Below are 24,106 nucleotides of genomic sequence, written 5' to 3' on the forward strand. Positions count from 1 at the left end.
GGTCTGGACCTTGGCGGGACTGGGGGTTACTCGGCGAGCACGCTGTCGAGGGTGGGCTGGACGTCGGTTCGCAGGATCGCGCCGAGATAGACCGCCGCGACCCGTTGCTGCTTGTCGACGATCAGCGAGACCGGCACCGCGGACAGCGGGATCCCGCGCAGCTGCAGGGCGACCCGGCCGGACGGGTCGAAGATCGACTCGTAGCCGAGCCCGAGGTCCCGGACGAAGTCGGCGGCGTACTTCGGGTTGTCGCGGACGTTGATGCCGAGCACTCGGATCCCGCGCTCCCGGCCGGAGTCCGCGATGGTCTTCAAGGTGCCCGATTCGGCGCGGCACGGCCCGCACCAGGCTCCCCAGAGGTTGAGCAGGACGACCTTGCCGGAGTAATCGGCCAGCGAGAGGTCCTTGCCGGGCTCGCGGAGGCTCTGGCCCTTGAGGTTCGCGACCTTTTTGCGCTGCGCCACGGGGTAGTGGATGGTCGTCTGGCCGCCTGGCGAGACGAACTCGAAGGTGTCCGGGTCCTTCCCGCTCGTGCACGAAGCGAGGGGCAGCAGTGCCAGCAGGAGGAAGAGCCGAACGAAGCGCACGCGGCATGTTATCGCTGATACACCCGGCGGCCGCCGACCTGGTTTTCTAGGCTGGACCTCGTGTGGGAAACAGCGCGGGACCGGTTGCGGGGCAGGCTGGCCGACGGCTTGGCCCGGTCCGGGCTCACGTTGCCCTGGTGGATTCCGCTGGGGACGACCGCCTTCACGGTGGTCGGGCTGATCGTCGCGGTGGGGCAGCGGGTCGGGCCCGCGCTTCCGGTGGCGATCGCGGGGTTTCTGCTGGCCACGGCGTCGACGCTGCTGTGGGTCTTCACCGGGCGGCTGGCGCCGTCGTGGCTGAAGGCGGTCGGGATGCTCGCCGGGATCGGGCTGCTGCTGGCCTATCCGGTGGTGCCGGACTTCGCGCCGATGCCGCTGGTCGTGCTCACCGGCGAACTGGGGTCGATCGCGTCGGCGCGGGTCGCGTTCGCGGCGACGGGCGGGGCGGTCGCGGTGCTCGGGGCGGCGGCGCTGACCGTGGGGCTGGTCGGGTCTCCGGTGTACATGCTCGCCGTGGTGGTCGGGATGGCCGCCGGGTTCATGCTGCGCTGGTACGTGCGCGCGCTGGACGCCGAGCGCGGCAAGCAGGAGGCCGTGCGCGAGCAGGCGATGCTCGGCGAGCGGCAGCGGATCGCGCGCGAGGTGCACGACGTCGTGGCGCATTCGCTGAGCATTACGTTGCTGCACGTCACGGGCGCGCGGCACGGGTTGCGCACGGATCGCGACATCGACGAGGCCGTCGCCGCGCTCACCGAGGCGGAGCGGATCGGACGGGCGGCGATGGCCGATATCCGGCGCACGGTTGGATTGCTCGCGCAGGAGTCGGCGGGGACGCGGCCGCTGCCCGGTGCGGTCGACATCGCGGACCTGGTGGCCGAAACGTGCGCGGCCGGGCTGGTCGCGGATTACGAACTGGAGGGCGACGTGACCGCGGTCGACAATACGGTGGGACTGGGGCTCTACCGGATCGTCCAGGAATCGCTGGCGAACGTGGTCAAGCACGCCCCGGCCGAGAAAGCCTTGGTAAGACTGGAGATCGGCTCCGCTGAGGCCAGCTTGACCGTCCGCAATGGACACAACGGCGCGGCGCGGAAGCCGGGCGGCTCCGGGTTGGCGGGCATGGCGGCGCGCGCGAATCAGCTCGGCGCGCGGTTGAGTGCCGGGCCCGAGGGCGGCGAGTGGGTCGTCGACGTGACGGTGCCGCTGGCGCGCGAGGTCGCGTCGTGACCGCTGCCTCCGGGGAAATGCGGGTACTGCTCGTCGACGATCAGGAACTGGTGCGGTCGGGGCTGCGGTTGATCCTGCGCCGCCGCGACGGGTTCGTGGTGGCGGGGGAGTGCTCCGACGGCGACGAGGTCCCGGCCGCGCTCGAAGCGGCCGGCGGGGTCGACGTCGTGGTGATGGACCTGCGGATGAAGCGCGTCGACGGCATCGAGGCGACGCGGCGGCTGCGGGCCTCCGGCGCGCGCCCGCCGGTGCTCGCGCTGACCACGTTCGACGACGACGAACTGCTCGCCGGGGTGCTGCGCGCGGGCGCGGTCGGGTATGTGCTGAAGGATTCCCCGGCGGAGGACCTGATCCGCGCGGTGCGAGCGGTCGCGATGGGCGAGGCGTGGCTCGATCCGGCGGTCACCGGTCGCGTGCTCACGACGTATCGCGAGGCGGCCGCGGACCGGCCGGTGGTGCCGTCCGGGCTGTTGACGCCGCGCGAACTGGACGTGCTCACCGCGGTGGCGCGGGGGCTGACGGACGCGGAAATCGCCGGGACGCTGGCGGTTTCGGCGAGCACGGTCGAGGCGCATTTCGAGCGGGTGTGCGCGAAACTCCGGCTCCGCGACCGCGCGGCGGCCATCGTGTACGCCTTCGACCACGGCCTGGTCACCCCGGGCGCGGCACCGGCTCCGGCGGGCCCGGACTCGTTGCGGTTCAGCGTGCTCGGCCCGCTGCAAGCGTGGCGGGGACCGAACCTGCTGGACCTGGGCCCGGTCCGGCAGCAGGCGCTGCTCGCGGCGCTGGTGCTGCGGCAGGGCGAGACGGTCAGCCCCGGGGAACTGCTCGACGGCGTGTGGGGCCTGGAACCGCCGGGCACCGGCGGCCGGGTGGTGCCGGTGTACGTACATCGGCTGCGGAAATGCCTGCGCGGGGCGGGAGAGCGTACGGAAGACTCGGTAATCGGCAGCGATCGCGGCGGATATCGCTTCGCGGGGGAACGAGTACGACTGGACGTCACCGAACTGCACGACCGGATCTCCGAAGCCGCGACCGCCACGCACAGCGGCGATCCGGCGGCCGCGGTCGATGCTTATGCCGGTGCGCTGGCCCTGTTCCACGGCGAGCCGCTGGCCGGTTTGCCCGGCCCGTTCGTCGAGGGGGAACGCCTGCGCCTGACCGAGCGGCGGCTGACGCTGGTGCAGGAAAAGGCCGTGCTGCAACTGAAACTGGGCCGGACGGACGACGTGGTGCACGAGCTGTCGGCGCTGCTGGCGGTGCATCCGCACCGGGAACCGCTGGCGGTGCTGCTGATGCGAGCCCTGCACGGCGGCGGCCGCCGGGCGGACGCGCTGGCGGTGCACCGGCGGACGCGGGAGCGGCTGCGGATGGACCTGGACGTCGAACCGGGGGCGGAGCTGGACCGGGAACTGCGGGTGGTGCTCAGCTCGGATCGGGGTCCCTCGTGAGTGAACACGGGACCCTGGCGGAAACGCCGCGCGGCCCGGAACGGGGAGGTTCTCGTACCGAGCCGCGCGGCGGGATCAGCTCTGCTGGGCGGTGCTGACCGGAGTGCGCGGGCGGTGCTGGCCCGGGTACTGCGAATCCGACGGGTACTGAGAATCCGAAGAGTCCGAGGAGCCCGGGTACTGCGAATCCGCCGACGACGGGTAACGCGACGAGGGCTGCGAAGAGTCCGGGTACTGCGAGTCCGACGAACTGGAGTACTGCGACCCCGAAGACGACGGATACCGTGAACTCGCCGACGAATCCGAAGAGCCGGACTCCCCGTCAGAGCTGCTCTTCGAAGCCTCGCTGAGCTTCGACATCAGCTGTGTAGCCGCCTCAAGCCCCTGCGTCACCGAGGTGATCAGCTGCAGCAGATTGTCCGAGTCCGACAGCAAAACCCCGAGCTTCTGCGCGATCTGCCCGCCGTACTGGGTAGCGATCGCCACCGCCTGCGGGATCGCCGCCGCGATGCTCGCGCCGAATGTCGCTTGCGCGGCGGCGAAGGCCTGGGTCATCAGCTGGATGATCTGGCCGACAGCCTCCGAAATGAGCCCGCCGACTTCCTGCTGCGCCTTCGCGACCACCTTCCCCGCCCCGGTGGCCGCCTTCGCCATCGCGATTCCGGCCTGGCCGACCGCTTCGACGCAGTCCGCGTGCTGGGAGCTGTTGTCGCGGTAGCTGGACGCCGAGGAACCGCTCCAGCCCGACGTTTCCGGGCCCGCGGACTGCCGGTAGTCGTCCGCGACCGACGACACCTGCTGGCCGCCGCCTTCCATGCCCTGCGAGTGCGACGACACCGCATCCGGGTTGCCCTGCAACTGTTTCAGCGGCTCCTCCAGGAACCGCACCAGCTCGGTGATCATGCCGAACCCGGCCGAGGTCAGCGCGGCGAGCGGGTCTTGTGTCGCGCCGAGCAGGTCGAGTGCGGTGCTGGCGCCGCCGAGGCCGGCGGACACCCAGTCGTGGTTCTCGACCGCCTGGGTGGTGGTCTTCAGGTCTGCCAAAATCTGGCCGGAATCGGTCATGGCAGGTCCTTTCCGGGCAGCGACGCGGCGTTGCCCTGGTCGCGGCGTTCGTAGCTTTCCGCGGCCTGGGTCAGGTTCGCGCTCACTTTGTCCACAGTGGACGAAGCGTGCGAGACCGCGTCGGTCGTCTTGCCGACCGCCGACTGCAGGCCCGCGGTGAGGAACTGCACGAAGACGCCGAGTGCCTGGTCGCCGAGTCCGGACGGGGCGCTGCGGGCCACGTTGCCGAGCCGGTCGGCCAGGTCGCCGACGGTGGCCGCGTGCCGGCGCAGCTGCGCGGGGTCGACCTCGAAGCCGGCGGTCACGAGATGATCCCCGGGTGCGCGAAGTAGTCGTCCTCCTGGCGCGGGGCGGCGGGGGCCGCCTCGACCGGGAGGTTGTCGCGGACCAGCTGGAGCGCGGGGCCGTCGCCGACGTAGTCGGTCATGATGTCCACGACCTGCGCGCCCGCTTGGCGGTGCGCGTCGTGCACCGTCGCGAGGATGAGCCGGGCGAGCGCGTCGGCTTCGAGGGCGCGGGCGGCGGGGCTCAGCCGCAGGTCGGTCAGCGCGCCGCTCGGGCCCACCTCGACCTCGACCTCGCCGCGCGGGGACGCGGCCCGTCCGCCGACGCGGCTGAGGCTCGCGCTCGCGGCCTCGGCGTTCGCCTGCATCCGGGACAGGTTTTTCTGGTAGTCGGCGAGCCAGGCCGCCGAGTCTTGGATCGGCACGGAAGATCCTCCGGTCGTTTTCGGTGCGGTCATCACGGCCGCCGCGCGACGGTGGCCAGTTCGCCGAGGGCGAAGCGCACGTCGGCCGGGCGCAGCGAGTTCACGCTCAGCCAGCCGTCGCGCGCGGGGTTGACCCGGACGCGGCCGCGCGGCCCGTCCAGCCAGGACAGTTCGCGGCCTTCCCTGGTGCGCCCGTCGCGGGTCGCGCCGAGCTGGCCGCGGCCGGTCAGCGGGACGACCAGGCCGACGAGGCTGTCGAGCGCCGCCGGGTCGCCGCCGCTGTCGCGGACCAGGTCGCGCAGGCGGTGCGCGCGGGAGACGTCGTCCTCGTCGTCGGTGAGCGCCATCGCCTCCTTGACCGCGTGCGCGGGCAGCGTGACCGGCAACGTGCGGGCCGCCTCCACCTTGGGGACTTCCGCGAACAGGGCGTCCACCAGCGCGGTCTCGTCGACCCGGCGCACCGACAGCGTGTCGGCCTCGAGCCGCTGACGGCAGATCAGCGCCGACGACCGGTAGACGAGTGCGGTGACGGCGGTCGCCCCCTCGGCGTCCGCCACCACCAGATCGACGACGCCGCGGCGTTCGCGCAGTGCGGTCACCGCTTCCGCGGCGAGGCCGTCCGGTCCGGATTCGTCGGCGAGCCCGCGGGCTTGCAGCGCCTGCCCGGCGGTGGCGAACAGGATCTCGCGTTCGCCCTCGATCCGGCCGTAGGACGGCACCTGCAAGGGAAACGGCCAGCTCGCCCCGGCGTGCACGGCCAGCAGGTCGGCCTCCACGAGTCCGATGTGGACGGTCTCGTCGCCGGTGCGCGGCACTACCGCGGTCATTCGGCTTGCCGTTCGAGCCGCTGGAACGCTTCCCGCACGCCGGATTCGTGTTCCTGGTAGCGCCGGATGCCTGCTTGCAGCGCCTCGTGGAACCCGGTCAGCTCGGTGTCCGCGGCGCCCAGTTCGCCGGTGAGCCCGGCGTGCCCGGCGGCCTCGCGCAGCCGCTGCGCCAGGTGCAGCGCGGGCGGCGCGGTGCCGAGCTGCGGGAGCCGGTCGGCGAGCCGTCCCGCCGAACCGACGAGTTCCCCGGTCTGCTCGCCGAGTCTGCCGAGCGCCGCGACCTGCCGGTCCAGCGCGTGCGGGGCGACCTCGTGGCCGGTCATCGGAAGCTCCTGTCGGTCTTGTCGCTCACAGCCCGATCACCGGGCTGATGGTCTTGTCTTCGGGGTGCAGGAGCGGCTGGTCGAGCACCGGCATCTTGTTCTTGTGCTCCTCTTCCTCCTCCTGCGAGGCTCCCGCGCCGCGGCCGGGCATCATGCCGTTGCCGTTGGCCGCGCGGGCGGCGGCCATCTCCGCCATCGCGGCGTTGCGGGCGAGCATCGCGCTCTCCATGCCGAGCGCGGAGCGGAATCCGGCGGACAGGCCCGATTCGACCGGGGCCGCGGTGGTCAGCGCGCCCCACGGCATGCCGCCGCCCACGCCGGACCCGGCCCCGCCGAGCGGACCGGCGTAGCTCGACGCGCTGGTCGACTCGTCCGCGCCATAGGAATCCGCGGTCGTCGCCCCGGCCGGCGGCGGATTGATGGCGCGCGAACTCTTGTGCAGGCTGGCCTCGTAGCGCTGCATCACGTGCACCGCCTCGGCCTTCTGTTCGGCCGCCGCGACGTTCGCGACGAACAGGCTGGCCCCGCCGCCCGCGACGGCTCCGATCGCCGCGCCCATCAGCGCACCCGGGCCGGCCCCGATGCCGCCCGCGCCTGCCCCGAGGATCCCGCCGATGACCGCGCCCGCACCCGCTCCTGCCGCCGCGGCGGCGACTGCGCCCCCAGTCGGGTCGCCCGGCGGCTTCGGCATGGTGTTGCGCGCGACGGCGAGCGAATCGCCGGCTTCCTGGGCGGCGCCGCCGACGGTCCCGGCGCGGTCGCCGATCCCGGACGCGCGGTCGCCGAGCGAGCTGAGCCGTCCGGACGCGCGTTCGGCCGCCTCCCCGCTCCAGTTCTCGTGCAGCGTCCCCTTCTGCGATTTGAGCGAGTCGGCGTGCGACTGCATCGCCGAGCCGTGCCGCTGCCATTCCGCCGCGACCGTGCTGACGTCGCCGACGTCGGCCTTCTCCCACAGCATCTGGTACAGCTGCTGGTGCGTGTAGGCGTTCCAGTTGGTGCTGCCGGGCGGCACCGGCGCGCCGAAGTAGCCCTCCCACACGTTGCGCAGCGCGGACACCACCGGGCGGGCCAGGTCGCCGACCGGCCCCGCCTTGTCGAGTCCCGCGAGCGCCGAGTCCGCCAGGTTCTCCACCCCGGCCGACGCGGCGTCGACCACTGATCCGGATTCGCCGGTCATACCCCCACCTTCGCCTCTGCCCGGCCAGCTGTCGCCGGGCACTCGCGCACGGTAAAGGGCGGCGATGAAATCACGATGAAAGCTGTGATCACCGGGGCGGGACGAGGTCCCCGCTCTCGATCCGGGCCGCGGTGGCGGCGAGCCACGCGGCGTCGTGCCGGAGCCGCGAAACCAGGAAATGCGCCTCGATCATCTGCATTTCCGGCAAATCGGCGCTTTCGAGCGTCACGGACAGCTCGTGCTGCTGGTCCCGGACGCGGTCCGCGCGGTCCCGCAGCAGGGTCACCGCGCGCGCCGGCGGGAGCGCGCCGAGGTAGGCCAGCGCGATCAGGAACCGGGAGTCGAGGTTCGGGTCGGCCTCGCGCAACTGCCGTTCGATCCGTGCGCGGAAATCGGCGAGGCCGGCGTCGGTCAGCCGGACCGGCTGGGGGTCGCCGTCGCCGCCCGGTTCGACGAGCCCGTGCCGGGTCAGCGTGCTGACCAGCGTGTACACGGTCGACGTCTTCGGATTCAGGAACGGATAGCGCGTGCGGAGTTCGCGCAGCAGCGCGTACTGGTGGCGCGGGGTTTCCACGAGCAGGCCGAGCATCGGCAGCACGAGCGGGTTGTCGAGGGCGTTCGTCGGCACCGGACCAGGGTAGCGCACGTTAGTCGTATACGAGTACATTGCTCGTATACGACTACTGGAGAGGGATGGTCATGATCACCTTCGGCGTGTGGCCCGGCGTGGTGAGCGCGGATCTGGTGCGGCTGGAAACGTTCGTCGACGCGCCGCCGGAAGACGTCGAGCGGACCGCGGAAGCGTTGCGGGACCTCGCGAAGGGCACGGAACGGTTCTATGTGCGCTGCTATCGCCATTACCGGGGCACGCACGAGCCGACGCCGCCGGATCCCGTGCCGTACCTCGGCGACGGACGGGTGGTGGATTACGTGCTCGGCTACAGCAGTCCGGAGGTCGATCCGGGCGGGTTCGCCGACGCGGTGCGCGCCGCGGTCCGGGAGGTCGCCGAACTGGGCGGCGGGAAGCTGCAGGTCTGCGAGGAGGTGAACGTGGCCGCGCCGCTGGACGGCGGCAGTCCTGGTTGTTACGACGCGTTGGGCGCGGGGCTCGCGGCGGCGCTCGACGAGCGGACGCGACTGGGGGCCGACGTGGCGATCGGGTTCAACGCCGCGGTCGCATTGCCGGGCGATCCGTTCTGGGACGCGGTGCGTTCGGCGGTAGACCCGGAAGTATTGACTAGGGTGGATTTCCTTGGCTTGGATTTCTTTCCCGACGTTTTCCGGCCAGTGTCTGCGGACGCGTTGCCCAGCGCGGTGACGTATGTCGTGCAGTCGTTTCGGGAGTCCGCGTCGGCAATCGGCATTCCCGGCTCGGTGCCGATGCACATCACCGAAACCGGATGGCCAACCGGACCGGAGAATTCGGAGGAACAGCAGGCTCGGGTGATGGAATCCGTCGCGCGCACCGTTTTCGGGCTGCCTGAAGCGGGGGTGGACACGTATGAGATTTTCGGGCTGCGGGACGGGTTGTCGAGCGGTCCCCGGGAGAACCGGTTCGGTCTGCTGCGCGACGATTATTCCGCCAAACCCGCTTATGCGATGGTCCAGCGGCTGATCGCCGAACATTCCGCCTGACCGCGAAACCTGGACATTCCGCCGCGTGCCGGACTCTTTACTTCCATCTGGCCCCTGGCCACCGGGAAGGCGAGGGCCGATTCTGGAGCGGTCAGAGATCACCAGTTCGCTCAGGGAGATACCGTGCGCAGAAAGAAGTTTGTCGCAGGCATGCTCGGCGCTTGCGCACTGGTCGTTGGCGTGGCGCCAGCGGCTGTCAGCCAAACCGGCCAGCAGCTGCCCGACACCGCCCGGCAACCCGCCGGCTCGGCGGCCCGCGACGGCGACTCCGCATCCACCACCTTGAAGGACGCCAAGGGCAACGAGGTCGGTTCCGCGTGGTTCACCGCGGACCGCCGTTCGCACAAGGTCTGGGTCGAGGTGTACCTCACCAGCCAGTTCACGCCCGGGTTCCACGGCATGCACGTCCACGAAAAAGGCAATTGCACGGTCGGCGACCCGAAAAACCCGTTCACCGCGGCCGGCGCCCACCTGATGCCGATGGACCACCACACCGGACTGCCGATCGGCCAGCTGACGCCGGTGCTCGTGCAGTCCAACGGCCGCGGGTACACGAAGTTCGTGCTGGACACCTTCACCCTCGACCAGCTTTTCGGCCCGGACGGGACCTCGTTGATCGTGCACTCGAAGTCCGACAATTTCGCCAATATCCCGGCCGATCGCTACAGCGTCCGCGGCAAGCCGGACGCTCCGGTGCCGGACGAGAAGACGCTGGCGACCGGCGACGCGGGCACCCGGTTCGCCTGCGGCGTGATCACCCGCGACCAGAACTGACCGTTGTCCTTTGTGGACTGTCCGGGAAGGACTCCTTGAGGGAATCTGATTCCCCCAGGGAGTCCTTCACGGACCGGTAGCCGGGGTGCGGTGCAGGCGGCTACTACGATTGCCGCATGTCGAGTACTCAGCCGGACACGCTCTCGCGGCCCGCGCGGTTCTTCGGGTTCGCGTCCCCGGCGAGCCTGCGCTGGACCGGCTTCGGCGGGGCTCTGCTGCTGGCCGTCGCCGTGTACGCCGGGGCCGCCGGGATGTCCGGGGTGCTGCCGTTCGCGGGCGGGATCGCCGGGGTCGGGCTGGTGGTGCTCGCGTGGGTGCTGCTCGGCGGACGCGTACTCGCCGCGGACACCCCGGACGCGGGCTGGCTGAAGTGGACGCTCGCGTTGTGGTGCGGGCCGCTGCTCGTCGTGCCGCCGCTGTTCAGCGGGGACGTGTTCAGCTATCTCGCGCAGGGTGCGGTGGCCGCGCACGGGTTCGACCTCAACGCCGTCGGCCCGCAGCAGGCGCTGGGTCCGGCGTCGGACATCGTCGGCCGGGTCAGCGTTTACTGGCGCGAGACGCCGTCGCCGTACGGGCCGTTGTTCGGGGTGGTGCAGCGGGTCATCGCGCAGGTGTCCGGCGGGAATCCGATCGCCGGCGTCGCGCTGCACCGGCTGGTCGAGGTGGCCGGGCTCGTGCTGATCGCGTGGGCGGTGCCGCGGCTGGCGGCCAAGGCGGGGGCGTCGCCGCGAGTCGCGTTGTGGCTGGGCGTGCTGAACCCGCTGGTGCTGTGGCACGTCGTCGCCGGAATGCACAACGATTCCCTGATGCTCGGCCTGATGGTCGCGGGCACGGCGGTCGCGCTGGACGCGATCGGCGACCGGATCCGCTGGTGGCCGCTCGCCGGCGGGGTGCTGCTGATCGCGCTCGGCGCGGAGGTGAAAGTGCCGGCGCTGGTCGCGCTGGCCGCAGTCGGGACGGCGATCGCCCGGCGGCGCGGGCGGATCGGCGAATTCCTGCTCGCCGGCGCGGCGATGGTGGTGGTCTTCGTAGCGGTGTCCGCGGCGGTCTCGCTGGCGTCGGGGATCGGGTTCAGCTGGATCTCCGCGTTGACCACCTCGGGGGAGGTCAACAGCTGGATGGCGCCCACGAACTGGTTCGGCTTCCTCGTCGGCGGCGTCGGTTCGCTGTTCGGCGCGCACATCACGCAGACGATGATCGGCGTCGGCAAGATCATCGGTTACGTGCTCACCGCGGCCGGGATCGTCGTGGTGCTGCAGCGCCAGTGGACCGGCCGGATCGACGCGGTCCGTTCGCTCGGGCTGATGCTGAGCGTGGTGGTGATTTTCGGGCCCGTCGTGCAGCCGTGGTACCTGCTGTGGGCGGCGGTTCCGCTGGCCGCGTCGTTGCCTGCCGGACGCGTGCGCTCGGTGGTGATCACGCTCGTCACGGTGTTTTCCGTCGTGCTGCCGCCGGTGGGTGGCAACTTCAGCGGGCGTGTCGGGTTGCTGGTGCTCGGGTACGTGATCGGGCTGGCGGTCGTGGTGGCGGCGTACTTCGCGCTGCGGAAAGCGTCCACAGTGGACTAATGCTGGCTCAGCCAGACCTGCTCGGCGGCTCGGGCGGAGGCGATCGCGTCCTCGACCACCAGCGGGTTCGCCGGGTCGAGAGTGGTGTGCGATTCGGTGGTGTAGAAGCGGACTTCGTGCCCGTCCGGATCGTGCAGGCCGGGCAGGATCCAGCCGACGGTCGCGAAATGGACGCCCGCGTGCTGTTCGCCGCGGCGCGTGAGGTCGTCGGCGAGGGCGGTGAGGCCCTCGCGGTCGGGGACGCCGATGGAGAAGTAGTCGAACCCGGCCGCCGCGCGGGCCAGCTCCGGGTTGAGCACGAGGCCGAGATCCGGCCCGCCGCGCGGATGCGTCATGGTGACGCCGGTCCGGCGGCCGTGCTGCCGGAATTCGAGCGCGATCGCGTAGCCGAGCCGGTCGGCGTACCAGGCGGACGACCGCTCCAGATCGGTCACCGGCAGCTTCAGGTGATGCACTCCGTCGAGGGTGGGAATCATCGGTGACCTCCACTGGTGCAGTAAGACTGCAATGCAGTTATGATGCATCTGATGAAAGACCAGGTCAAGCCTGATGCGCGAGCCGAGTTCGGGGCCGCCCGGATCGCGCGGACCGAGGCGCTCGTGGTCGCTGCGGCGCGGGAGCTGTTCCTGGAGCACGGCTACGCGGCCACCGCGCTTACGCAGGTCGCGCGGCGGGCCGGGGTCGCGCCGAGGACCGTGTACGTCCGCTTCGGCACCAAGGCCGCGCTGTTCCGGCGGGTCATCGACGAAGCGCTCGTGGGCGACGCGGAGCCGGTCGACGTCGCGCACCGGTCTCGGGCGCAGGACGCGATGACTGGCCGGACCTTGCCGGAACGGTTGAACGCGCTGGTCGACGTCACAGCAGGAATCGCGGACCGGGCCGGAGCCTTGCTTGAGGTGGCGGCGCAAGCCGAGGGTGCGGAGCCGGAGATCGCCGAGGCTGCCCAGTCCGGGCGGCGGGAGACGGCGCGGCTGTGCCAGGAATTCTGGTCCCGTGCGGTCACGGACGGGCTGCTGGAGTCCACTGTGGACATTGAGCGGCTCGCGGTCACCACGGACGTCTTGCTGTGCGCTGACACGATGGTGCACCTGCGCCGGGCCAACGGCTGGTCCGCCGCGGAATACGGGCCTTGGCTGCGGGAAGCACTGCGAACGTTGTTGCCCCGCCCGCAGCTGTCAGGTTAAGTTGCGAAGAGCAGGGGGAGAGAACGTTCATGGACATCGATGTGCTCGTGTTCGACGTACTGGGCACGCTCGTCGACGAACCGGCCGGAATCCGCGCTGCGATCCGGAAAATCGCGCCTTCTGCTCGCCGAACCGGAGGTCGAGCAGGCGCTTTCGGTGTGGCAGAAGCACGTCGAGCGGGAGCAGGCGCGCATTGTCGCCGGGGAACGGCCGTTCGTCGCGAGTGACGTCATCGACCGGGAAGCCGCGCAGGCAGTCGGTATCGGAGACGCGGCCGAACTGGCACTCGCGGCCCGGCACCTGCCGCCGTGGCCGGATACCGTCGCCGGGCTCGCTCGTCTCGCGGAACGCTTCCCGCTCGTCGGGCTGTCCAATGCGAGCCGGACAGCGTTGCTCGACCTGTGTGCACACGCGGGGCTGCGCTGGCACACCGCACTGTCCGCTGAGGACGTTCGCACCTACAAGCCAGCTCCGGACGTCTACCGCCTCGCCATCGACGTCGCGGGCCGCGCGCCGGAGCGGCTGCTGATGGTCGCCGCGCACGCTTGGGATCTGCGTGGGGCGCAGGCGGCCGGGATGCGGACCGCGTACGTCGGCCGTCCGGTCGGCGACCCGCCCGGTCCCGCCGACCGCTTCGACCTGCAGGCCGACGGGCTCGCGGACCTCGCCGACCAGCTCGAGCGCGCGTCTCGTCGCGGCTGAGCGCCGGACCCGGCATGATTCCGGCGTGACTGCGCCCCGGGTGACCGATCTCAGCGACTTCGAACGCCGTGTCGTCGAGGCGGCCCGGGAAGGCGAGCTGCTCGGCGCCGAACAGATCGAGGTCGCCGACCTGGCCGAAACCGAGAACCCGGACCATCTCCTGCGCGCGGAGGTGCTGCGGGACCTGCTGCTCGGCAGGCACGGCGACCTCGACCCGCGCGGGATCCTCCTGGCCCGCGTCCGCATCACCGGCGAGCTGAACCTCGACGGCGCCACCGCGACGGCGGGGATGATGCTGCTCAACTGCGTCTTCGACGAGTCCGTCCTCGCGCGCCAGGCGACGCTGCCGCATCTGTACCTGATCGGCGGCCTGGTGCCCAGCCTGCAGGCCTCGCGCGTGCGGATCGAGGGCGACCTGCACCTGTCCGACGGCGTGCGGATCACCGGCGGCACGCCGGACGGCGCGATCCGGCTGATCGGCGCGCGCATCGGCGGGAGCCTGCTGTGCCGGGAAGCCGAGATCACGAATCCGGACGGGCTCGCGCTGGAGGCGAGTTCGGCGGACCTGGGCAGCGGCCTGTACCTGCACCGCGGAACGCGGATCAGCGGTTCGTCGATCGACGGCGCGCTCCACCTCAACGGAGCGCGCATCGGCGGTCCGCTGGAATGCCAGAGCGTCAGGATCGCCAACGACCGCGGACCGGCGATCGAGGCGGACACCCTGACGGTCGGCCGCAGCATGCTGATCCGGGACACGGAACTGACCGGCACCGGGGAGATCGGCGCGGTGCGCTTGCAGGGCGCGCAGATCGGCGGGCAGCTCGAGTTCTCCTCGACCACCCGCATCACCTCGCCGGACAACCGGCTGCTGAGCCTTTCCGACGCGAAGGCCACCACGGTGTTCATGCCGGACGACCTCGTGTGCCCGGACGGCCGCACGAACGCCGAGTGCCGGCATCCCGGACTGGTGTGGCTGGACGGGTTCACCTACACCGCGATCGACCCGGCGTTCGGCTGGCGGCGGTGGCTGCATCTGCTTCGCTGCCACACCGAGTACTACGACGCCACCGGCTACCAGAAGCTGGCGGCGGTCGAACGCACCGCGGGCCACGACGGCAACGCGCGCGCCATCCTGATCGCCCAGCAGGACGACCTGCGCCGCCGGTTGCCGGACGCGCTCGGCGGGCGGATGTCGCGGCTGTTCCACTGGATCTGGGGCGCGCTGGCCGGATACGGCTACCGCGCCCGGCGCACGGCGGCGGCGCTGCTGCTCGCGCTCGTCGCCGCCGGAGCGCTCGGATTGTGGGCCGGGGCAACGGAAACCCGGCCGGGGCACCACGCCGCCGAACGCGTCGCGACCGGGACGTCGTGCTCGCCGGTCGAACTGATCGGCCTCGGCCTCGACCGGGGCCTGCCGATCGCGCCGACCGGCCTGCGCAGCCGTTGCGACCTCGACACCGCCAGCGCCGCCGGTCAGGTGTTCACCGCGGCGATCTGGGGCGTGCAGGTCGCGGTGTGGGGACTGGCGACGCTGGCGCTGGCCGGGTACACGAACCTGGTCCGCAAAACCGCCTGAGTTTCCGCGCTGCTCACAGCAGATCCGCCGTGGGCAGCGAAAGCGGCCGCGACGGGGTCCGCGGCGGCACAGTCGGGGCATGACCAACGAATCGACTCCGCCGATGTTCGACCAGCGGCTCCGGGAACGGTTCCTGAGCCAGCGGGTCCTCGTACTGGACGGCGTGCTCGACGACGACAACGGGACGGTCCTCGCGACCCAGATGCTGTCATTGGCCGGCGAGGACCCGGTCAAGGACATCGCGCTGTGGATCCACTCGCCCGGCGGTTCGGTCCCGTCGATGCTGGCGATCCGCGACGTGATGCGGCTGGTGCCCTGCGACGTTTCGACGCTCGCGCTCGGTTTGGCGTGCAGCGCCGGGCAATTCCTGTTGTCCGCGGGCACTCCGGGGAAGCGGTTCGCCCTGCCGCACGCGCGGATCCTGATGCACCAGGGTTCGTCGGGGATCGGCGGTTCGGCCGTGGAGGTCGAGGTACAGGCCGACGACCTGCGCTACACGCGGGACACCGTCCTCGGCCTCACCGCGGAGGACACCGGACAGCCCTTCGACCGGATTTTCGCCGATTCCCTGCACGACCGGTGGTACACCGCGTCCGAGGCGAAGGACTACGGCTTCATCGACCAGATCGTCGACCGCCTGGAGCAGGTCGTGCCGGTGCGCACGCACGCAATGGGCCTGGGGGTACGCGCATGAGCACCTACACCATCCCGAACGTCGTGACCCGCAGCCCCGGCGGCGAGCGGATCATGGACGTCTACTCGCACCTGCTGTCCGAACGGATCGTGTACCTGGGCACGGCGATCGACTCGGGCGTCGCCAACGCGCTGATCGCGCAGCTGCTGTTCCTGGAGTCGGACAATCCGGAGCAGGAAATCAACCTGTACATCAACTCCGAGGGCGGCGACCCGTCCGCGATGCTGGCGCTCTACGACACGATGCGCTTCATCAAGGCCCCGGTGGCGACGACCTGCGTCGGCCAGGCGGTCGCGACCGGCGCGGTGCTGCTGGCCGCCGGCGCGGCGGGACGGCGTTCGGTGCTGCCGCACGCGCGGGTCGTGCTGCATCAGCCCGCCGCGCAAGGGCGGGGGACGATCCCGGACCTGATCCTGCAGGCCGACGAGGTGGTGCGGGTGCGGACGCAGCTGGAGGAGATCGTGTCGAGCCACACCGGGCACGACGTGGCGGAACTGCGGCACGACACCGATCGCGACCGGGTGTTCGACGCCGCCGGGGCGGTGGAGTACGGGCTGGCGGACCAGGTGATCGCGGAGCGTCCGTGAGGCTGACGCCTTGGGTCCGCCGAGCCGCGGGTCGGCCTGGGGGTCTGGCCCGCTGGGACGCAGCCGCTTCCGGAGGTCCGTGAAGGACTCCTTGAGGGAATCTGATTCCCTCAAGGAGTCCTTCACGGACGACAATCCGGGCTGGTTCAGGCGGCCATCAGCACGGGCCCGGCCGGACGGCGCGTCGGCCGCGGCCCGACCACGCTGACCCGCCGGATGTCCATGGCGATCCCGCTCAGCAGCCCGGCGAGGTCCACGCCGAGCGCCCCGGTGACCGCGGCGATCATCTCGCTCGACGGTTCCTTCCGGCCGCGTTCGATCTCGGACAGGTACTGCGGCGAGATCCCGGCCCGCTCGGCGACGTCGACGAGCCGCTCGCCCTGGGTTTCCCTGGCCGAGCGGAGGCTGCGGCCGAGCACCTCGCGCCACAGCGGTTCCGCCTCGTCGTCCCGGGCGGGGGCGCGGCGCTGGTGGAAAGGAAGGATGTCCGCCATAGGCCCAGCCTGGCATCAGACCGCGCCCTGGGAACAGCCGTTCCGCTCACGGCAGAACGGTTCGTCAGCCCGCGACCAGGTTGCCGAGCATGATCACGCCGAGCACCAGCGCGATCGCGGAGACCGCGACGCCGGTCGCGGACAGCGGTTTGCCGGTGCGGCGTCCGACGAGGCCGACGATTCCGCAGGTCAGCCCGGCCAGTCCGAAGGGGAGGGCGAGGTAGGCCCGGATGCCGGACAGGTCGATCGGCAGCAGCGGGACTACACAGCCGAGGAGGCCCAGGACCAGGGCCGCCGCGCCGAGCCAGACGCCGTTCGCCGGTGCGGGCGGGTAGGGCGCGTAGCCGGGGTAGTGCTGGGGCATCGGCTGGACAGGCCACTGCGGCGGTTGCTGTTCAGGCGGGCCGGCAGTCATCGAAGCTCCTCACCGCGAGAGAACCAATGCGGCACACCCTAGAACGCCGTCGCGAAAAATCCGAGCGACCGCCCGATGATCGGTAGGCTGCCCACCATGGACCGGCGCGAACTGATCGACCAGGCCCTCCGCGGCGTCGAGGCGTGGGAACGCAAATGGGGCCCGTTCACCCCGTCCCCGGCGAGCAGCCCGGACGCCGACCTCCCCGCGCTGCTCGACGCCTATGCAGCTCGGATGGACGCGTCCTTCCCGTTCTTCCACCCGCGGTACGCGGGCCAGATGCTCAAACCGCCGCATCCGGTCGCGGTCGCCGCCTACCTCGCGGCCATGGTGGTCAACCCGAACAACCACGCCCTCGACGCCTCGCAGGCCACCTCGCCGATGGAGGTCGAGGTCGTTGCGGACCTGGCGCGGATGTTCGGATTCGCCGAACCGTCGCTCGGGCACCTCACCTCCAGCGGGACCATCGCGAACCTCGAAGCGCTCTGGGTCGCCCGCGAACTGGCCCCGGGCAAGGCCGTCGTCCATTCGCGGGACGCGCACTACACGCACGGCCGGATGTGCCAGGTGCTCGGCGTGGAATCCCGTGCGGTGCGGGCACTTCCGGACGGGCGGATCGACCTGGAGGCCGTCGAAGCCGAAGTCCGCGGCGGCGGGGTGGGCACGGTCGTGCTGACGCCGGGGACGACCGGGCTCGGCGCGGTCGACGACATCCGGCAGGCGCTTGCGCTGAAGGAACGTTACGGCGTCCGCCTGCATATCGACGGGGCGTACGGCGGGTTTTACGCGCTGCTGGACGAGTACGAGGCCTACCATGCGATCGGTGCGTGCGATTCCGTCGTCGTCGATCCGCACAAGCACGGGCTTCAGCCGTATGGCTGTGGTGCGGTGCTGTTCGCCGATCCAGCGGTCGGCCGATTCTACAAACACGATTCGCCCTATACCTACTTCACCTCCGACGAGCTGCACCTCGGCGAGATCTCCCTGGAATGCTCTCGCGCGGGTGCCGCCGCCGGAGCGCTTTGGCTTACCCTGCAAGCGTTTCCGCTGGAGCGTGACCGCGGGCTCGGGAAGCTGCTGGCCGCTTGCCGTCGGGCGGCAAACGATTTCGCCGGTCAGCTCAAGGAATCCGACCGCTTCGCGCTGCACCTCGAGCCCACTTTGGACATTGTCGCGTACTGGCCCCGGCGGGCCCGGATGAGCGAGATCTCCGAAGCGGCCAACACCATCCTGCAGAAGGGGATGGCGGACGCGGACAACCCGCTGTATCTGTCCACCTTGCGCGTCGACGCGGACGCGTTCGCCGCGCTGCACCCGGACGTCGAACGCGACGCCGAGACGGTCACGATCCTCCGGTCGGTGCTGATGAAGCCGGAGCACGAGGCCTGGATTCCGCAGCTCAAGCAAGCGCTCGACCGGTTGGCGGACTGAGTCCCGGCCAGCGGGATTGATCTGTCCGTCCCGGGCGGGCCGCCGGTTACATCGGTGCGCATGGCTGAGGAACCGCGCACCGCCGAGCGGCCGACCTGGTATTACGTGCTGATCGTCGTCGCGATCGCACTCCTGACCGAGAACGCCAACTTCGAGTTCACCCTCGTCGGGGTGGGCTTGCCCGACATCGCCGCCGCCTTCGGCACCGACCAGGTGGCGCTGGTGATGACCGTCGTCTTCGTCGCGTCGCTGGTGTTCCTCCCGATCGCCGGGAAACTCGCCGACGCGCACGGCAAGAAGAAAGTTCTCCTGGCCGCGGCCGTCATGTTCGGCGCCGGTTCGCTGATCTGCGCGCTGGCTCCGGTGTACTGGCTGTTCCTGACCGGACGCGTGCTCCAGTCTGCTTTCATCGTCGCGTACGTCGCCGGTTACGGCCTCATCCGCGACCTCTTCCCGCCGCGGCTGGTGCCGCTCGGCGTCGGTGCGCTCGGGGTCGGCACCGGGGTCGCCGCGTTCGGCGGTCCGCTGCTCGGCGGGTATTTGGTCGAGGCCTTCGGCTTCCGCAGCGCCTTCTGGTTCACGCTCGGGTACGACGTCGTCGTCTCGACGCTCGTGCTGCTGGTCGTTCCCGAAACCCGGGTGCGGATCAAACGCCGGATCGACGTCGCCGGTGGTCTCCTGCTCGGAGCGGGAATGGCGGTCCTCGTGCTCGGGCTGGTCGAGAAGGAGTACCTCGGTTACCTGCTGGTGCTTTCCCTTGTGCTGCTGGCGCTTTTCGTCATTGTCGAGCGCCGGCGCGCTGAACCGTTGATCGATCTCGCGCTGGTGTCGGAACCGAAGGTGTGGCTGACGCTGCTTGCTTCGGGAACCGCCATTTTCGTGACCACGGCCAACAGTTCCGTGCTCATCCCGCAACTGCTGCGGACTCCGCACATTCCCGGGGTCGCGGAGCACGGTCTCGGCATGAACGCATTGGAATACGGGGTCAGTTACGGTCTCCCGTTCGGGGTCGTCGGTGCCGCCGCCGGGTACGTGGCCGGATGGGTGTGCCGGAGGTTCGCGCCGAGAACCGCTTTGCTCACCTCGATTATCGGCACGCTCGGCGGGGTGGTGCTGATCCTTTTCGGACAGTTGAGCGGTCCGGTCCTGATCGTGGTGATCGCCGCGCTCATGGGTATCGGGCTCGGATTTCTGTACGCGGGGGCCAATAATCTCGTCATCGAAGCGGTGCCAGCGGAAGCGCAGGGTGTCACGACTTCGCTCCTGTACACCGCGCTTGGCGTGATGAATACGCTCGGCACGGCAATCGTCGGCGCGGTCACTTCCGCCCATCAAGTCCGGCTCAGTTCCGGTGCCTCGATTACCAGCGACACCGGATATCAAGCGGCGTACTTCGTGTTGCTCGGCGTCAGCGTGCTCGCGCTTGTGCTGACATTGGTGATGCGGCACGGCCGGACTCCGGCATCTGGTGGAACCGCGGCGGCGAAAACCGCCGAACCCAAGGCGATTCCGTCGTAAGATCGCGGCCGATCAGTCGGCGAAGGTCTGCGCCGCGACGTACTCCTCCAGCCCGCGCCCGGTCAGCGGATAGTAGTCCGACAACCGGCCGCCCTCGTCGAGCCGTCGCCGGGCGAACGCCTCTTTGTCTTGGTGGGCAAGGGAATCCTCGGCGATCGCCAGCGCCTTCTGCTGCGGCACCACGACCGCACCGTCCTCGTCGGCCACGATCAAATCGCCCGGTGTCACCAGTGCGCCGCCAGCGCCGACCGGGACGTTGAACGCCGCCGGGAACAGTTCCGACTGCGACGCGTAGTGCGGCGTTGTTCCGGTGCACCACACCGGAACGCCCAGCGCGCGGATCCGCGCGGCGTCGCGAACCCGGCCGTCCACCACGATTCCGGCACCGCCGCGCAGTTTGAAGTAGCGCACCAGCATGTCGCCGAGACAGCCGGTGAAGTGGCTGCCGAACGCGGAAACAACCAGCACGTCACCGGGCTTGATCGACTCCAGCACCTGCCACAACGCGGTTTTGCGCTCGGCGTCCTCCTGTGCGGTGCCGGAGAAAACGTCCTCGCGCTGCGGCAGGAACTGCAGCGTCACCGCGCCGCCGACCACCTTGACGTCCGGCGTCCGGTGCAGCGGGACCGGGCCGTCGAGGAAGGTCCGGGTGATGCCCATCTGGTGCAGCTTCGCGCACGCCGTCGCCGCGCTCACGTCGTCCAGTGCCTCGACCATCCGCGCGGTCGGCCGGGTGAAGGTCGCGGTCTGCACCGGCGCCAGCTTCGAGTCGTACGTGTCGGTTTCCCCTGCTGGGACAGCCTGCCGGCCGTTCGCGTCCATGGCGTGCCTCTCCGCGCGTCGCCGTCCGGGTGACGGTGACATTATCGTCTATCGATGGTAGATGTAACCGCCGACGGCCGACGGCTGTCAACCTCGGAGACCCCGCAGCGGTCCCGGGGGTCCCGCCAGGTCCCGCGGAAGGAGACCGCTGTGCCCGCATCCCCGGATTGGTTCGAGCCGGCCCGGTTCGGATTGTTCGTCCACTTCGGCCTCTACAGCCTGGCCGCGCGGCACGAATGGGTCCGCAGCCGCGAGGCGATCCCGGACGCCGATTACGACCGCTACCTCGAACGTTTCGATCCCGACCAGTTCGACGCCCCGGCGCTGGCCAAAGCCGCCCGCGCGGCCGGGATGCGCTACGCGGTGCTGACCGCCAAGCACCACGACGGCTTCTGCCTCTTCGGCTCGAAACTGACCGACTACCACTCGGTCCGCGTCACCGGCCGCGACCTGGTGGCCGAGTTCGCCGACGCGATGCGCGCCGAGGGCATTCGCGTCGGGCTGTACTACTCGCTGCTCGACTGGCATCACCCGGATTTCGAGATCGACCGCTATCACCCGCTGCACGCCGACGCAGCCGCGCTGGAACAACCGCGCGACATGGCCCGCTACCGCGAATTCCTGCGCGGCCAGATCACCGAGCTGCTCACCGAGTACGGCGACATCGACCTGCTGTTCTTCGACTTCACCTACCCGGCGAAAGGTCCCGAGGACTGGGGCGCGGAGGAACTGCTGGCCCTCGTCCGCGAGCTGCGTCCGGGAATTCTGGTCAACGACCGCCTCGGCATCCCCGGCGATTACGTGACGCCCGAGCAGTACCAACCGGACCGTCCGCTGGAACGCGACGGCGTGCCGGTGCGCTGGGAAGCCTGCCACACGCTCAACGGATCCTGGGGCTACGACCGCGACAACCACGAGTACAAAGACCCCGGAATGCTGGTGCGGATGCTGGTCCAGTCGGTGGCGTGCGGCGGAAATCTGCTGCTGAACGTCGGCCCGACCGGCCGGGGCGCGCTCGACCCGCGCGCTCGCGAGACGCTCGCCGCCATCGGCGAGTGGATGCAGCTGCACGAACGCTCGGTGCACGACGCTGGCCCGGCGGAGTTCACGCCGCCGTCGAACGTCCTGTACACGCAGGTCGGCGACCGGTTGTACGCACATCTGCTGTCCTGGCCGCTCAAACACCTCCACCTGCCGGGGCTGGCCGGCCGCGTCCGGTACGCGCAGCTGCTGCACGACGGTTCTGAGGTGCGGTTTCACCAGCTGGACGGGGAAAACCACGAGCACAACAACCTCGCGCCGCCGAGCCAGGACGCGGGCACGCTCACCCTGACCCTGCCGATCATCGCGCCGGACGTGCTGCTCCCGGTCCTCGAGCTGTTCCTTGAAGCCGATGCTTGAGCGACTGTCCGAAATGGACCCGAACCTGCCGGACGTCACCGACCGGGACGTCTGGGAGGCGGCAGAAACCTCGACCCGGCAAGACATTCTCGCCGAGGCTGCGCGCGAACTCGACCGTCCGGCCCCGCAATTGCTGGCGAGTGACTGGGCCCGCCCGTTCCGCGACGGCAACCGCGGTGCGTACGAAACGCAGGTCCGGCTGCTGAAGGAACGCGTCACCGTGCTGGTCCTGGCCGCGGTGCTCACCGGTGAAGCCGCGCCAGCCGCCGCGTCGCCGGGGGAGTGCCCGCACCTCGACGCGGCGATCGACGGCCTGGTCGCGCTCGCCGAGGCGACCACCTGGTGCTGGGCCCCGCACGACCGGTTCACCGCGGCCCGCGGCGACGTCCTCCCAGACCCGGACGAACCGTTCCTCGACCTCGGCGCGGCCGACGTGGTGTCCCTCTTCGCCTGGGCTGACCAGGTGCTCGGCCCGCATCTGGACCTGCGCGCCCCAGGCTTGCGCCGCCGTCTCCGGCGCGAGGCGGACCGGCGCGTGCTCGGTCCGTTCGAGCGGATCCGGGACTGGGCGTGGATCGGCGCGGACGGCACGGCGAACAACTGGAATCCGTGGATTCACGGCGCGGTTCTCGCCGCCGCGGTGTTCCTGTGCACCGATCACACGCGGCAGGCCCGGCTCGTGCGGCTGGTCGGCGAAGGACTTGAGCACTACCTCGCCGCGCTGCCCGACGACGGGGCCATCGACGAGGGCATCGCGTACTGGTGGCAAGGCCCGTGCCGGCTACTGGAAGCGCTGGACCTGCTGGCGGACATCGGCGGTCCGGACGTGTGTGAACGGTTCACAGAGCTGCTGCGTTATCCACAGCGGATGCATCTCGGCGAGGATTGGTACGTCAACGTCGGGGACGCTTCCGCGCGGCTGCTGATGACTCAGCCCTGGCATGTGCCGTACCAGTGGGGTCTGCGGCTGGGGCAGCCGGAAACGGCGGCACACGCGGCGGCCGGCGCGCGGTTGTCCGGTCGCGCGGTGCATCCGGTGGCCGGACTTGGCCGCGCACTCGCCGCATTACGAGACCCAAGCTGGTGCCGGGCGGCTCTCGAAGGCAGCCCGGACACGCCGTGGCTGGCGCGCGAAGCGTGGTTCCCCCGGGTCCAGATTTTGGTGGCACGCGAGGAAAACGGCCGAACCGACGGGCTTGCGGTGGCGGCGAAAGCCGGGCACAACGGGGAGCACCACAACCACCTGGACGTCGGCACGTATTGGGTTGCGCTCGACGGCCGTCCGATGGTCGTGGACGCCGGACGGCCGACCTACACCGCCGCGACGTTCGGTCCGCACCGGTACGACGCGTGGCCGTTCCGCAGCGCTTGGCACAACGTCCCGGAGCCCGGCGCGGAGCAAGTGACTGGTTCACAGCACGGGGCTCGCGCGGTGTTAGCCGATCTCAGCGTGCCGAGCCTGCGGGCGGAACTGAGCGGGGCGTATCCGGACGGTGCCGTGCCGCGCTGGCAGCGGACGGTCCGGTTGTGCCGCGCGGAGCGTGCGGTGGTGGTCGAGGACGAGTGGGACGGAGATCCGGAACCCGTTCTGCTGCACCATCTCCTGGCCGGTTCGGTCGAGTGCGGGGAGGGCTGGGCCGAGGTCGCCGCGGACGGCCGGACGCTGTGGCTGACGTGGGATCCCGAGGTGGCGGTCGCGGAGGTGCGGCGGCAGCCGCTCGACGATCCGCTCCTGCGGCTGAGCTGGGGGAACGTCCTCGTCCGGCTCACCTTGCGGGTGACCGATCCGGCCGCGCGCCGGGTCGCGGTGCGCTGGCGGCGGTGAAAATCCGGTCTTGACAGGCGGGGGACGAGGTTTACGATCAGTTATCGATAGACGATGAAAAGACCCTGATCGCGGTTCGGCCCGACCGGACGTCCGGCGCTGCCGAACGCGTCC

General features: G+C 70.5%; 25 protein-coding genes and 1 pseudogene. 14 read left to right on the plus strand and 12 right to left on the minus strand.

All coding sequences use genetic code 11. The features are described from left to right. Positions 1-26: 26 nt before the first annotated feature. Complete coding sequence (locus RPX00_RS20825; protein ID WP_406641621.1) at positions 27-587, minus strand: TlpA family protein disulfide reductase; 561 nt, start codon at positions 585-587, stop codon at positions 27-29. A gap of 60 nt (positions 588-647) precedes the next feature. Here RPX00_RS20825 and RPX00_RS20830 point away from each other — a divergent pair, with 60 nt between their 5' ends. After that, positions 648-1,814: a sensor histidine kinase gene (locus RPX00_RS20830; protein ID WP_406641622.1), complete on the plus strand. Its 1,167-nt coding sequence runs from the start codon at positions 648-650 to the stop codon at positions 1,812-1,814. Then, positions 1,811-3,265: a BTAD domain-containing putative transcriptional regulator gene (locus RPX00_RS20835; protein WP_406641624.1), complete on the plus strand. Its 1,455-nt coding sequence runs from the start codon at positions 1,811-1,813 to the stop codon at positions 3,263-3,265. The genes RPX00_RS20830 and RPX00_RS20835 overlap by 4 nt, the downstream gene beginning before the upstream one ends. A 75-nt stretch (positions 3,266-3,340) precedes the next feature. On the opposite strand, the gene RPX00_RS20840 is transcribed toward RPX00_RS20835, so the two are convergent. The 7 genes from RPX00_RS20840 to RPX00_RS20870 all read right to left on the minus strand — a co-directional run bounded on the left by RPX00_RS20840 (position 3,341) and on the right by RPX00_RS20870 (position 7,994). Then, a complete protein-coding gene (locus RPX00_RS20840) occupies positions 3,341-4,330 on the minus strand; it encodes a hypothetical protein (RefSeq protein WP_406641626.1) in 990 nt (329 codons plus the stop codon). Beyond that, a complete protein-coding gene (locus tag RPX00_RS20845) occupies positions 4,327-4,635 on the minus strand; it encodes a type VII secretion target (protein WP_406641627.1) in 309 nt (102 codons plus the stop codon). The genes RPX00_RS20840 and RPX00_RS20845 overlap by 4 nt, the downstream gene beginning before the upstream one ends. Continuing rightward, positions 4,632-5,039 carry a YbaB/EbfC family nucleoid-associated protein gene (locus RPX00_RS20850; RefSeq protein WP_406641628.1) on the minus strand — a complete coding sequence of 136 codons (408 nt, stop codon included), beginning with the start codon at positions 5,037-5,039 and terminating at the stop codon, positions 4,632-4,634. Before RPX00_RS20850 ends, RPX00_RS20845 begins: the two co-directional genes overlap by 4 nt. A 32-nt stretch (positions 5,040-5,071) precedes the next feature. Then, positions 5,072-5,866: an ESX secretion-associated protein EspG gene (locus RPX00_RS20855; protein WP_406641630.1), complete on the minus strand. Its 795-nt coding sequence runs from the start codon at positions 5,864-5,866 to the stop codon at positions 5,072-5,074. Further along, the gene (locus tag RPX00_RS20860) at positions 5,863-6,189 is read right to left on the minus strand and encodes a hypothetical protein (RefSeq protein WP_406641632.1); all 327 of its coding nucleotides are present in this window, start codon (positions 6,187-6,189) and stop codon (positions 5,863-5,865) included. The genes RPX00_RS20855 and RPX00_RS20860 overlap by 4 nt, the downstream gene beginning before the upstream one ends. A gap of 25 nt (positions 6,190-6,214) precedes the next feature. After that, entirely contained in the window at positions 6,215-7,366 is a 1,152-nt protein-coding gene (locus RPX00_RS20865; protein WP_406641634.1) for a WXG100 family type VII secretion target, read from the minus strand. A gap of 88 nt (positions 7,367-7,454) precedes the next feature. After that, complete coding sequence (locus RPX00_RS20870) at positions 7,455-7,994, minus strand: PadR family transcriptional regulator (protein WP_406641636.1); 540 nt, start codon at positions 7,992-7,994, stop codon at positions 7,455-7,457. A gap of 71 nt (positions 7,995-8,065) precedes the next feature. Here RPX00_RS20870 and RPX00_RS20875 point away from each other — a divergent pair, with 71 nt between their 5' ends. From RPX00_RS20875 to mptB, 3 genes are all read left to right on the plus strand, one after another. Further along, a complete protein-coding gene (locus RPX00_RS20875) occupies positions 8,066-9,001 on the plus strand; it encodes a hypothetical protein (RefSeq protein ID WP_406641638.1) in 936 nt (311 codons plus the stop codon). A 123-nt stretch (positions 9,002-9,124) separates the two neighbouring features. Beyond that, the gene (locus RPX00_RS20880; RefSeq protein WP_406641639.1) at positions 9,125-9,775 is read left to right on the plus strand and encodes a superoxide dismutase family protein; all 651 of its coding nucleotides are present in this window, start codon (positions 9,125-9,127) and stop codon (positions 9,773-9,775) included. 116 nt (positions 9,776-9,891) lie between these two features. Next, positions 9,892-11,343, plus strand: coding sequence for a polyprenol phosphomannose-dependent alpha 1,6 mannosyltransferase MptB (gene mptB / locus RPX00_RS20885; protein ID WP_406641641.1), 1,452 nt, complete (start codon positions 9,892-9,894; stop codon positions 11,341-11,343). On the opposite strand, the gene RPX00_RS20890 is transcribed toward mptB, so the two are convergent. Continuing rightward, a complete protein-coding gene (locus RPX00_RS20890) occupies positions 11,340-11,819 on the minus strand; it encodes a VOC family protein (RefSeq protein WP_406641643.1) in 480 nt (159 codons plus the stop codon). The genes mptB and RPX00_RS20890 overlap by 4 nt on opposite strands. Positions 11,820-11,870: 51 nt before the next feature. On the opposite strand from RPX00_RS20890, the gene RPX00_RS20895 reads away from it, so the two are divergent. The 5 genes and pseudogenes from RPX00_RS20895 to RPX00_RS20915 all read left to right on the plus strand — a co-directional run bounded on the left by RPX00_RS20895 (position 11,871) and on the right by RPX00_RS20915 (position 16,086). After that, complete coding sequence (locus tag RPX00_RS20895) at positions 11,871-12,527, plus strand: TetR/AcrR family transcriptional regulator (protein ID WP_406641645.1); 657 nt, start codon at positions 11,871-11,873, stop codon at positions 12,525-12,527. A gap of 29 nt (positions 12,528-12,556) precedes the next feature. Beyond that, positions 12,557-13,229 (plus strand): annotated as a pseudogene (locus RPX00_RS20900) (haloacid dehalogenase type II). Between the two features lie 25 nt (positions 13,230-13,254). Beyond that, positions 13,255-14,805, plus strand: coding sequence for a hypothetical protein (locus tag RPX00_RS20905; RefSeq protein ID WP_406641648.1), 1,551 nt, complete (start codon positions 13,255-13,257; stop codon positions 14,803-14,805). A 79-nt stretch (positions 14,806-14,884) separates the two neighbouring features. Next, positions 14,885-15,499, plus strand: a complete 615-nt coding sequence (locus tag RPX00_RS20910; protein WP_406641649.1) for a ClpP family protease — start codon at positions 14,885-14,887, stop codon at positions 15,497-15,499. Beyond that, the gene (locus RPX00_RS20915) at positions 15,496-16,086 is read left to right on the plus strand and encodes a ClpP family protease (RefSeq protein ID WP_406641651.1); all 591 of its coding nucleotides are present in this window, start codon (positions 15,496-15,498) and stop codon (positions 16,084-16,086) included. The genes RPX00_RS20910 and RPX00_RS20915 overlap by 4 nt, the downstream gene beginning before the upstream one ends. Before the next feature lie 146 nt (positions 16,087-16,232). Here the strand turns inward: RPX00_RS20915 and RPX00_RS20920 are convergent, their stop codons facing one another. Next, positions 16,233-16,580, minus strand: coding sequence for a helix-turn-helix domain-containing protein (locus RPX00_RS20920; protein WP_406641653.1), 348 nt, complete (start codon positions 16,578-16,580; stop codon positions 16,233-16,235). 64 nt (positions 16,581-16,644) lie between these two features. Continuing rightward, positions 16,645-16,995: a hypothetical protein gene (locus RPX00_RS20925; protein WP_406641654.1), complete on the minus strand. Its 351-nt coding sequence runs from the start codon at positions 16,993-16,995 to the stop codon at positions 16,645-16,647. Positions 16,996-17,091: 96 nt separating this feature from the next. Between RPX00_RS20925 and RPX00_RS20930 the strand changes: the two genes are divergently transcribed. Together RPX00_RS20930 and RPX00_RS20935 are read left to right on the plus strand one after the other, a co-directional pair. After that, complete coding sequence (locus RPX00_RS20930) at positions 17,092-18,426, plus strand: pyridoxal phosphate-dependent decarboxylase family protein (protein ID WP_406641656.1); 1,335 nt, start codon at positions 17,092-17,094, stop codon at positions 18,424-18,426. Positions 18,427-18,486: 60 nt separating this feature from the next. Next, entirely contained in the window at positions 18,487-19,944 is a 1,458-nt protein-coding gene (locus RPX00_RS20935; RefSeq protein ID WP_406641658.1) for an MFS transporter, read from the plus strand. A gap of 12 nt (positions 19,945-19,956) precedes the next feature. On the opposite strand, the gene RPX00_RS20940 is transcribed toward RPX00_RS20935, so the two are convergent. Then, positions 19,957-20,766: a ribonuclease activity regulator RraA gene (locus tag RPX00_RS20940; protein ID WP_406641660.1), complete on the minus strand. Its 810-nt coding sequence runs from the start codon at positions 20,764-20,766 to the stop codon at positions 19,957-19,959. A gap of 54 nt (positions 20,767-20,820) precedes the next feature. Here RPX00_RS20940 and RPX00_RS20945 point away from each other — a divergent pair, with 54 nt between their 5' ends. Continuing rightward, complete coding sequence (locus RPX00_RS20945; RefSeq protein WP_406641662.1) at positions 20,821-22,167, plus strand: alpha-L-fucosidase; 1,347 nt, start codon at positions 20,821-20,823, stop codon at positions 22,165-22,167. Next, a complete protein-coding gene (locus RPX00_RS20950; protein WP_406641664.1) occupies positions 22,160-23,992 on the plus strand; it encodes a heparinase in 1,833 nt (610 codons plus the stop codon). The genes RPX00_RS20945 and RPX00_RS20950 overlap by 8 nt, the downstream gene beginning before the upstream one ends. Positions 23,993-24,106: the final 114 nt, after the last annotated feature.

The sequence above is a fragment of the Amycolatopsis sp. WGS_07 genome, from assembly GCF_045278895.1.
In the GTDB taxonomy this organism is placed as follows: Bacteria; Actinomycetota; Actinomycetes; order Mycobacteriales; family Pseudonocardiaceae; genus Amycolatopsis.

Coding starts and splice junctions, on each gene's coding strand:
- RPX00_RS20855 (WP_406641630.1), bottom strand. CDS start 5,866: ATGACCGCGGTAGTGCCGCGCACCGGCGACGAGACCGTCCACATCGGA.
- RPX00_RS20920 (WP_406641653.1), bottom strand. CDS start 16,580: ATGGCGGACATCCTTCCTTTCCACCAGCGCCGCGCCCCCGCCCGGGAC.
- RPX00_RS20910 (WP_406641649.1), top strand. CDS start 14,885: ATGACCAACGAATCGACTCCGCCGATGTTCGACCAGCGGCTCCGGGAA.
- RPX00_RS20945 (WP_406641662.1), top strand. CDS start 20,821: ATGGTAGATGTAACCGCCGACGGCCGACGGCTGTCAACCTCGGAGACC.
- RPX00_RS20930 (WP_406641656.1), top strand. CDS start 17,092: ATGGACCGGCGCGAACTGATCGACCAGGCCCTCCGCGGCGTCGAGGCG.
- RPX00_RS20950 (WP_406641664.1), top strand. CDS start 22,160: ATGCTTGAGCGACTGTCCGAAATGGACCCGAACCTGCCGGACGTCACC.
- RPX00_RS20865 (WP_406641634.1), bottom strand. CDS start 7,366: ATGACCGGCGAATCCGGATCAGTGGTCGACGCCGCGTCGGCCGGGGTG.
- RPX00_RS20935 (WP_406641658.1), top strand. CDS start 18,487: ATGGCTGAGGAACCGCGCACCGCCGAGCGGCCGACCTGGTATTACGTG.
- RPX00_RS20890 (WP_406641643.1), bottom strand. CDS start 11,819: ATGATTCCCACCCTCGACGGAGTGCATCACCTGAAGCTGCCGGTGACC.
- RPX00_RS20915 (WP_406641651.1), top strand. CDS start 15,496: ATGAGCACCTACACCATCCCGAACGTCGTGACCCGCAGCCCCGGCGGC.
- RPX00_RS20940 (WP_406641660.1), bottom strand. CDS start 20,766: ATGGACGCGAACGGCCGGCAGGCTGTCCCAGCAGGGGAAACCGACACG.
- RPX00_RS20875 (WP_406641638.1), top strand. CDS start 8,066: ATGATCACCTTCGGCGTGTGGCCCGGCGTGGTGAGCGCGGATCTGGTG.
- RPX00_RS20895 (WP_406641645.1), top strand. CDS start 11,871: ATGAAAGACCAGGTCAAGCCTGATGCGCGAGCCGAGTTCGGGGCCGCC.
- RPX00_RS20860 (WP_406641632.1), bottom strand. CDS start 6,189: ATGACCGGCCACGAGGTCGCCCCGCACGCGCTGGACCGGCAGGTCGCG.
- mptB (WP_406641641.1), top strand. CDS start 9,892: ATGTCGAGTACTCAGCCGGACACGCTCTCGCGGCCCGCGCGGTTCTTC.
- RPX00_RS20840 (WP_406641626.1), bottom strand. CDS start 4,330: ATGACCGATTCCGGCCAGATTTTGGCAGACCTGAAGACCACCACCCAG.
- RPX00_RS20925 (WP_406641654.1), bottom strand. CDS start 16,995: ATGACTGCCGGCCCGCCTGAACAGCAACCGCCGCAGTGGCCTGTCCAG.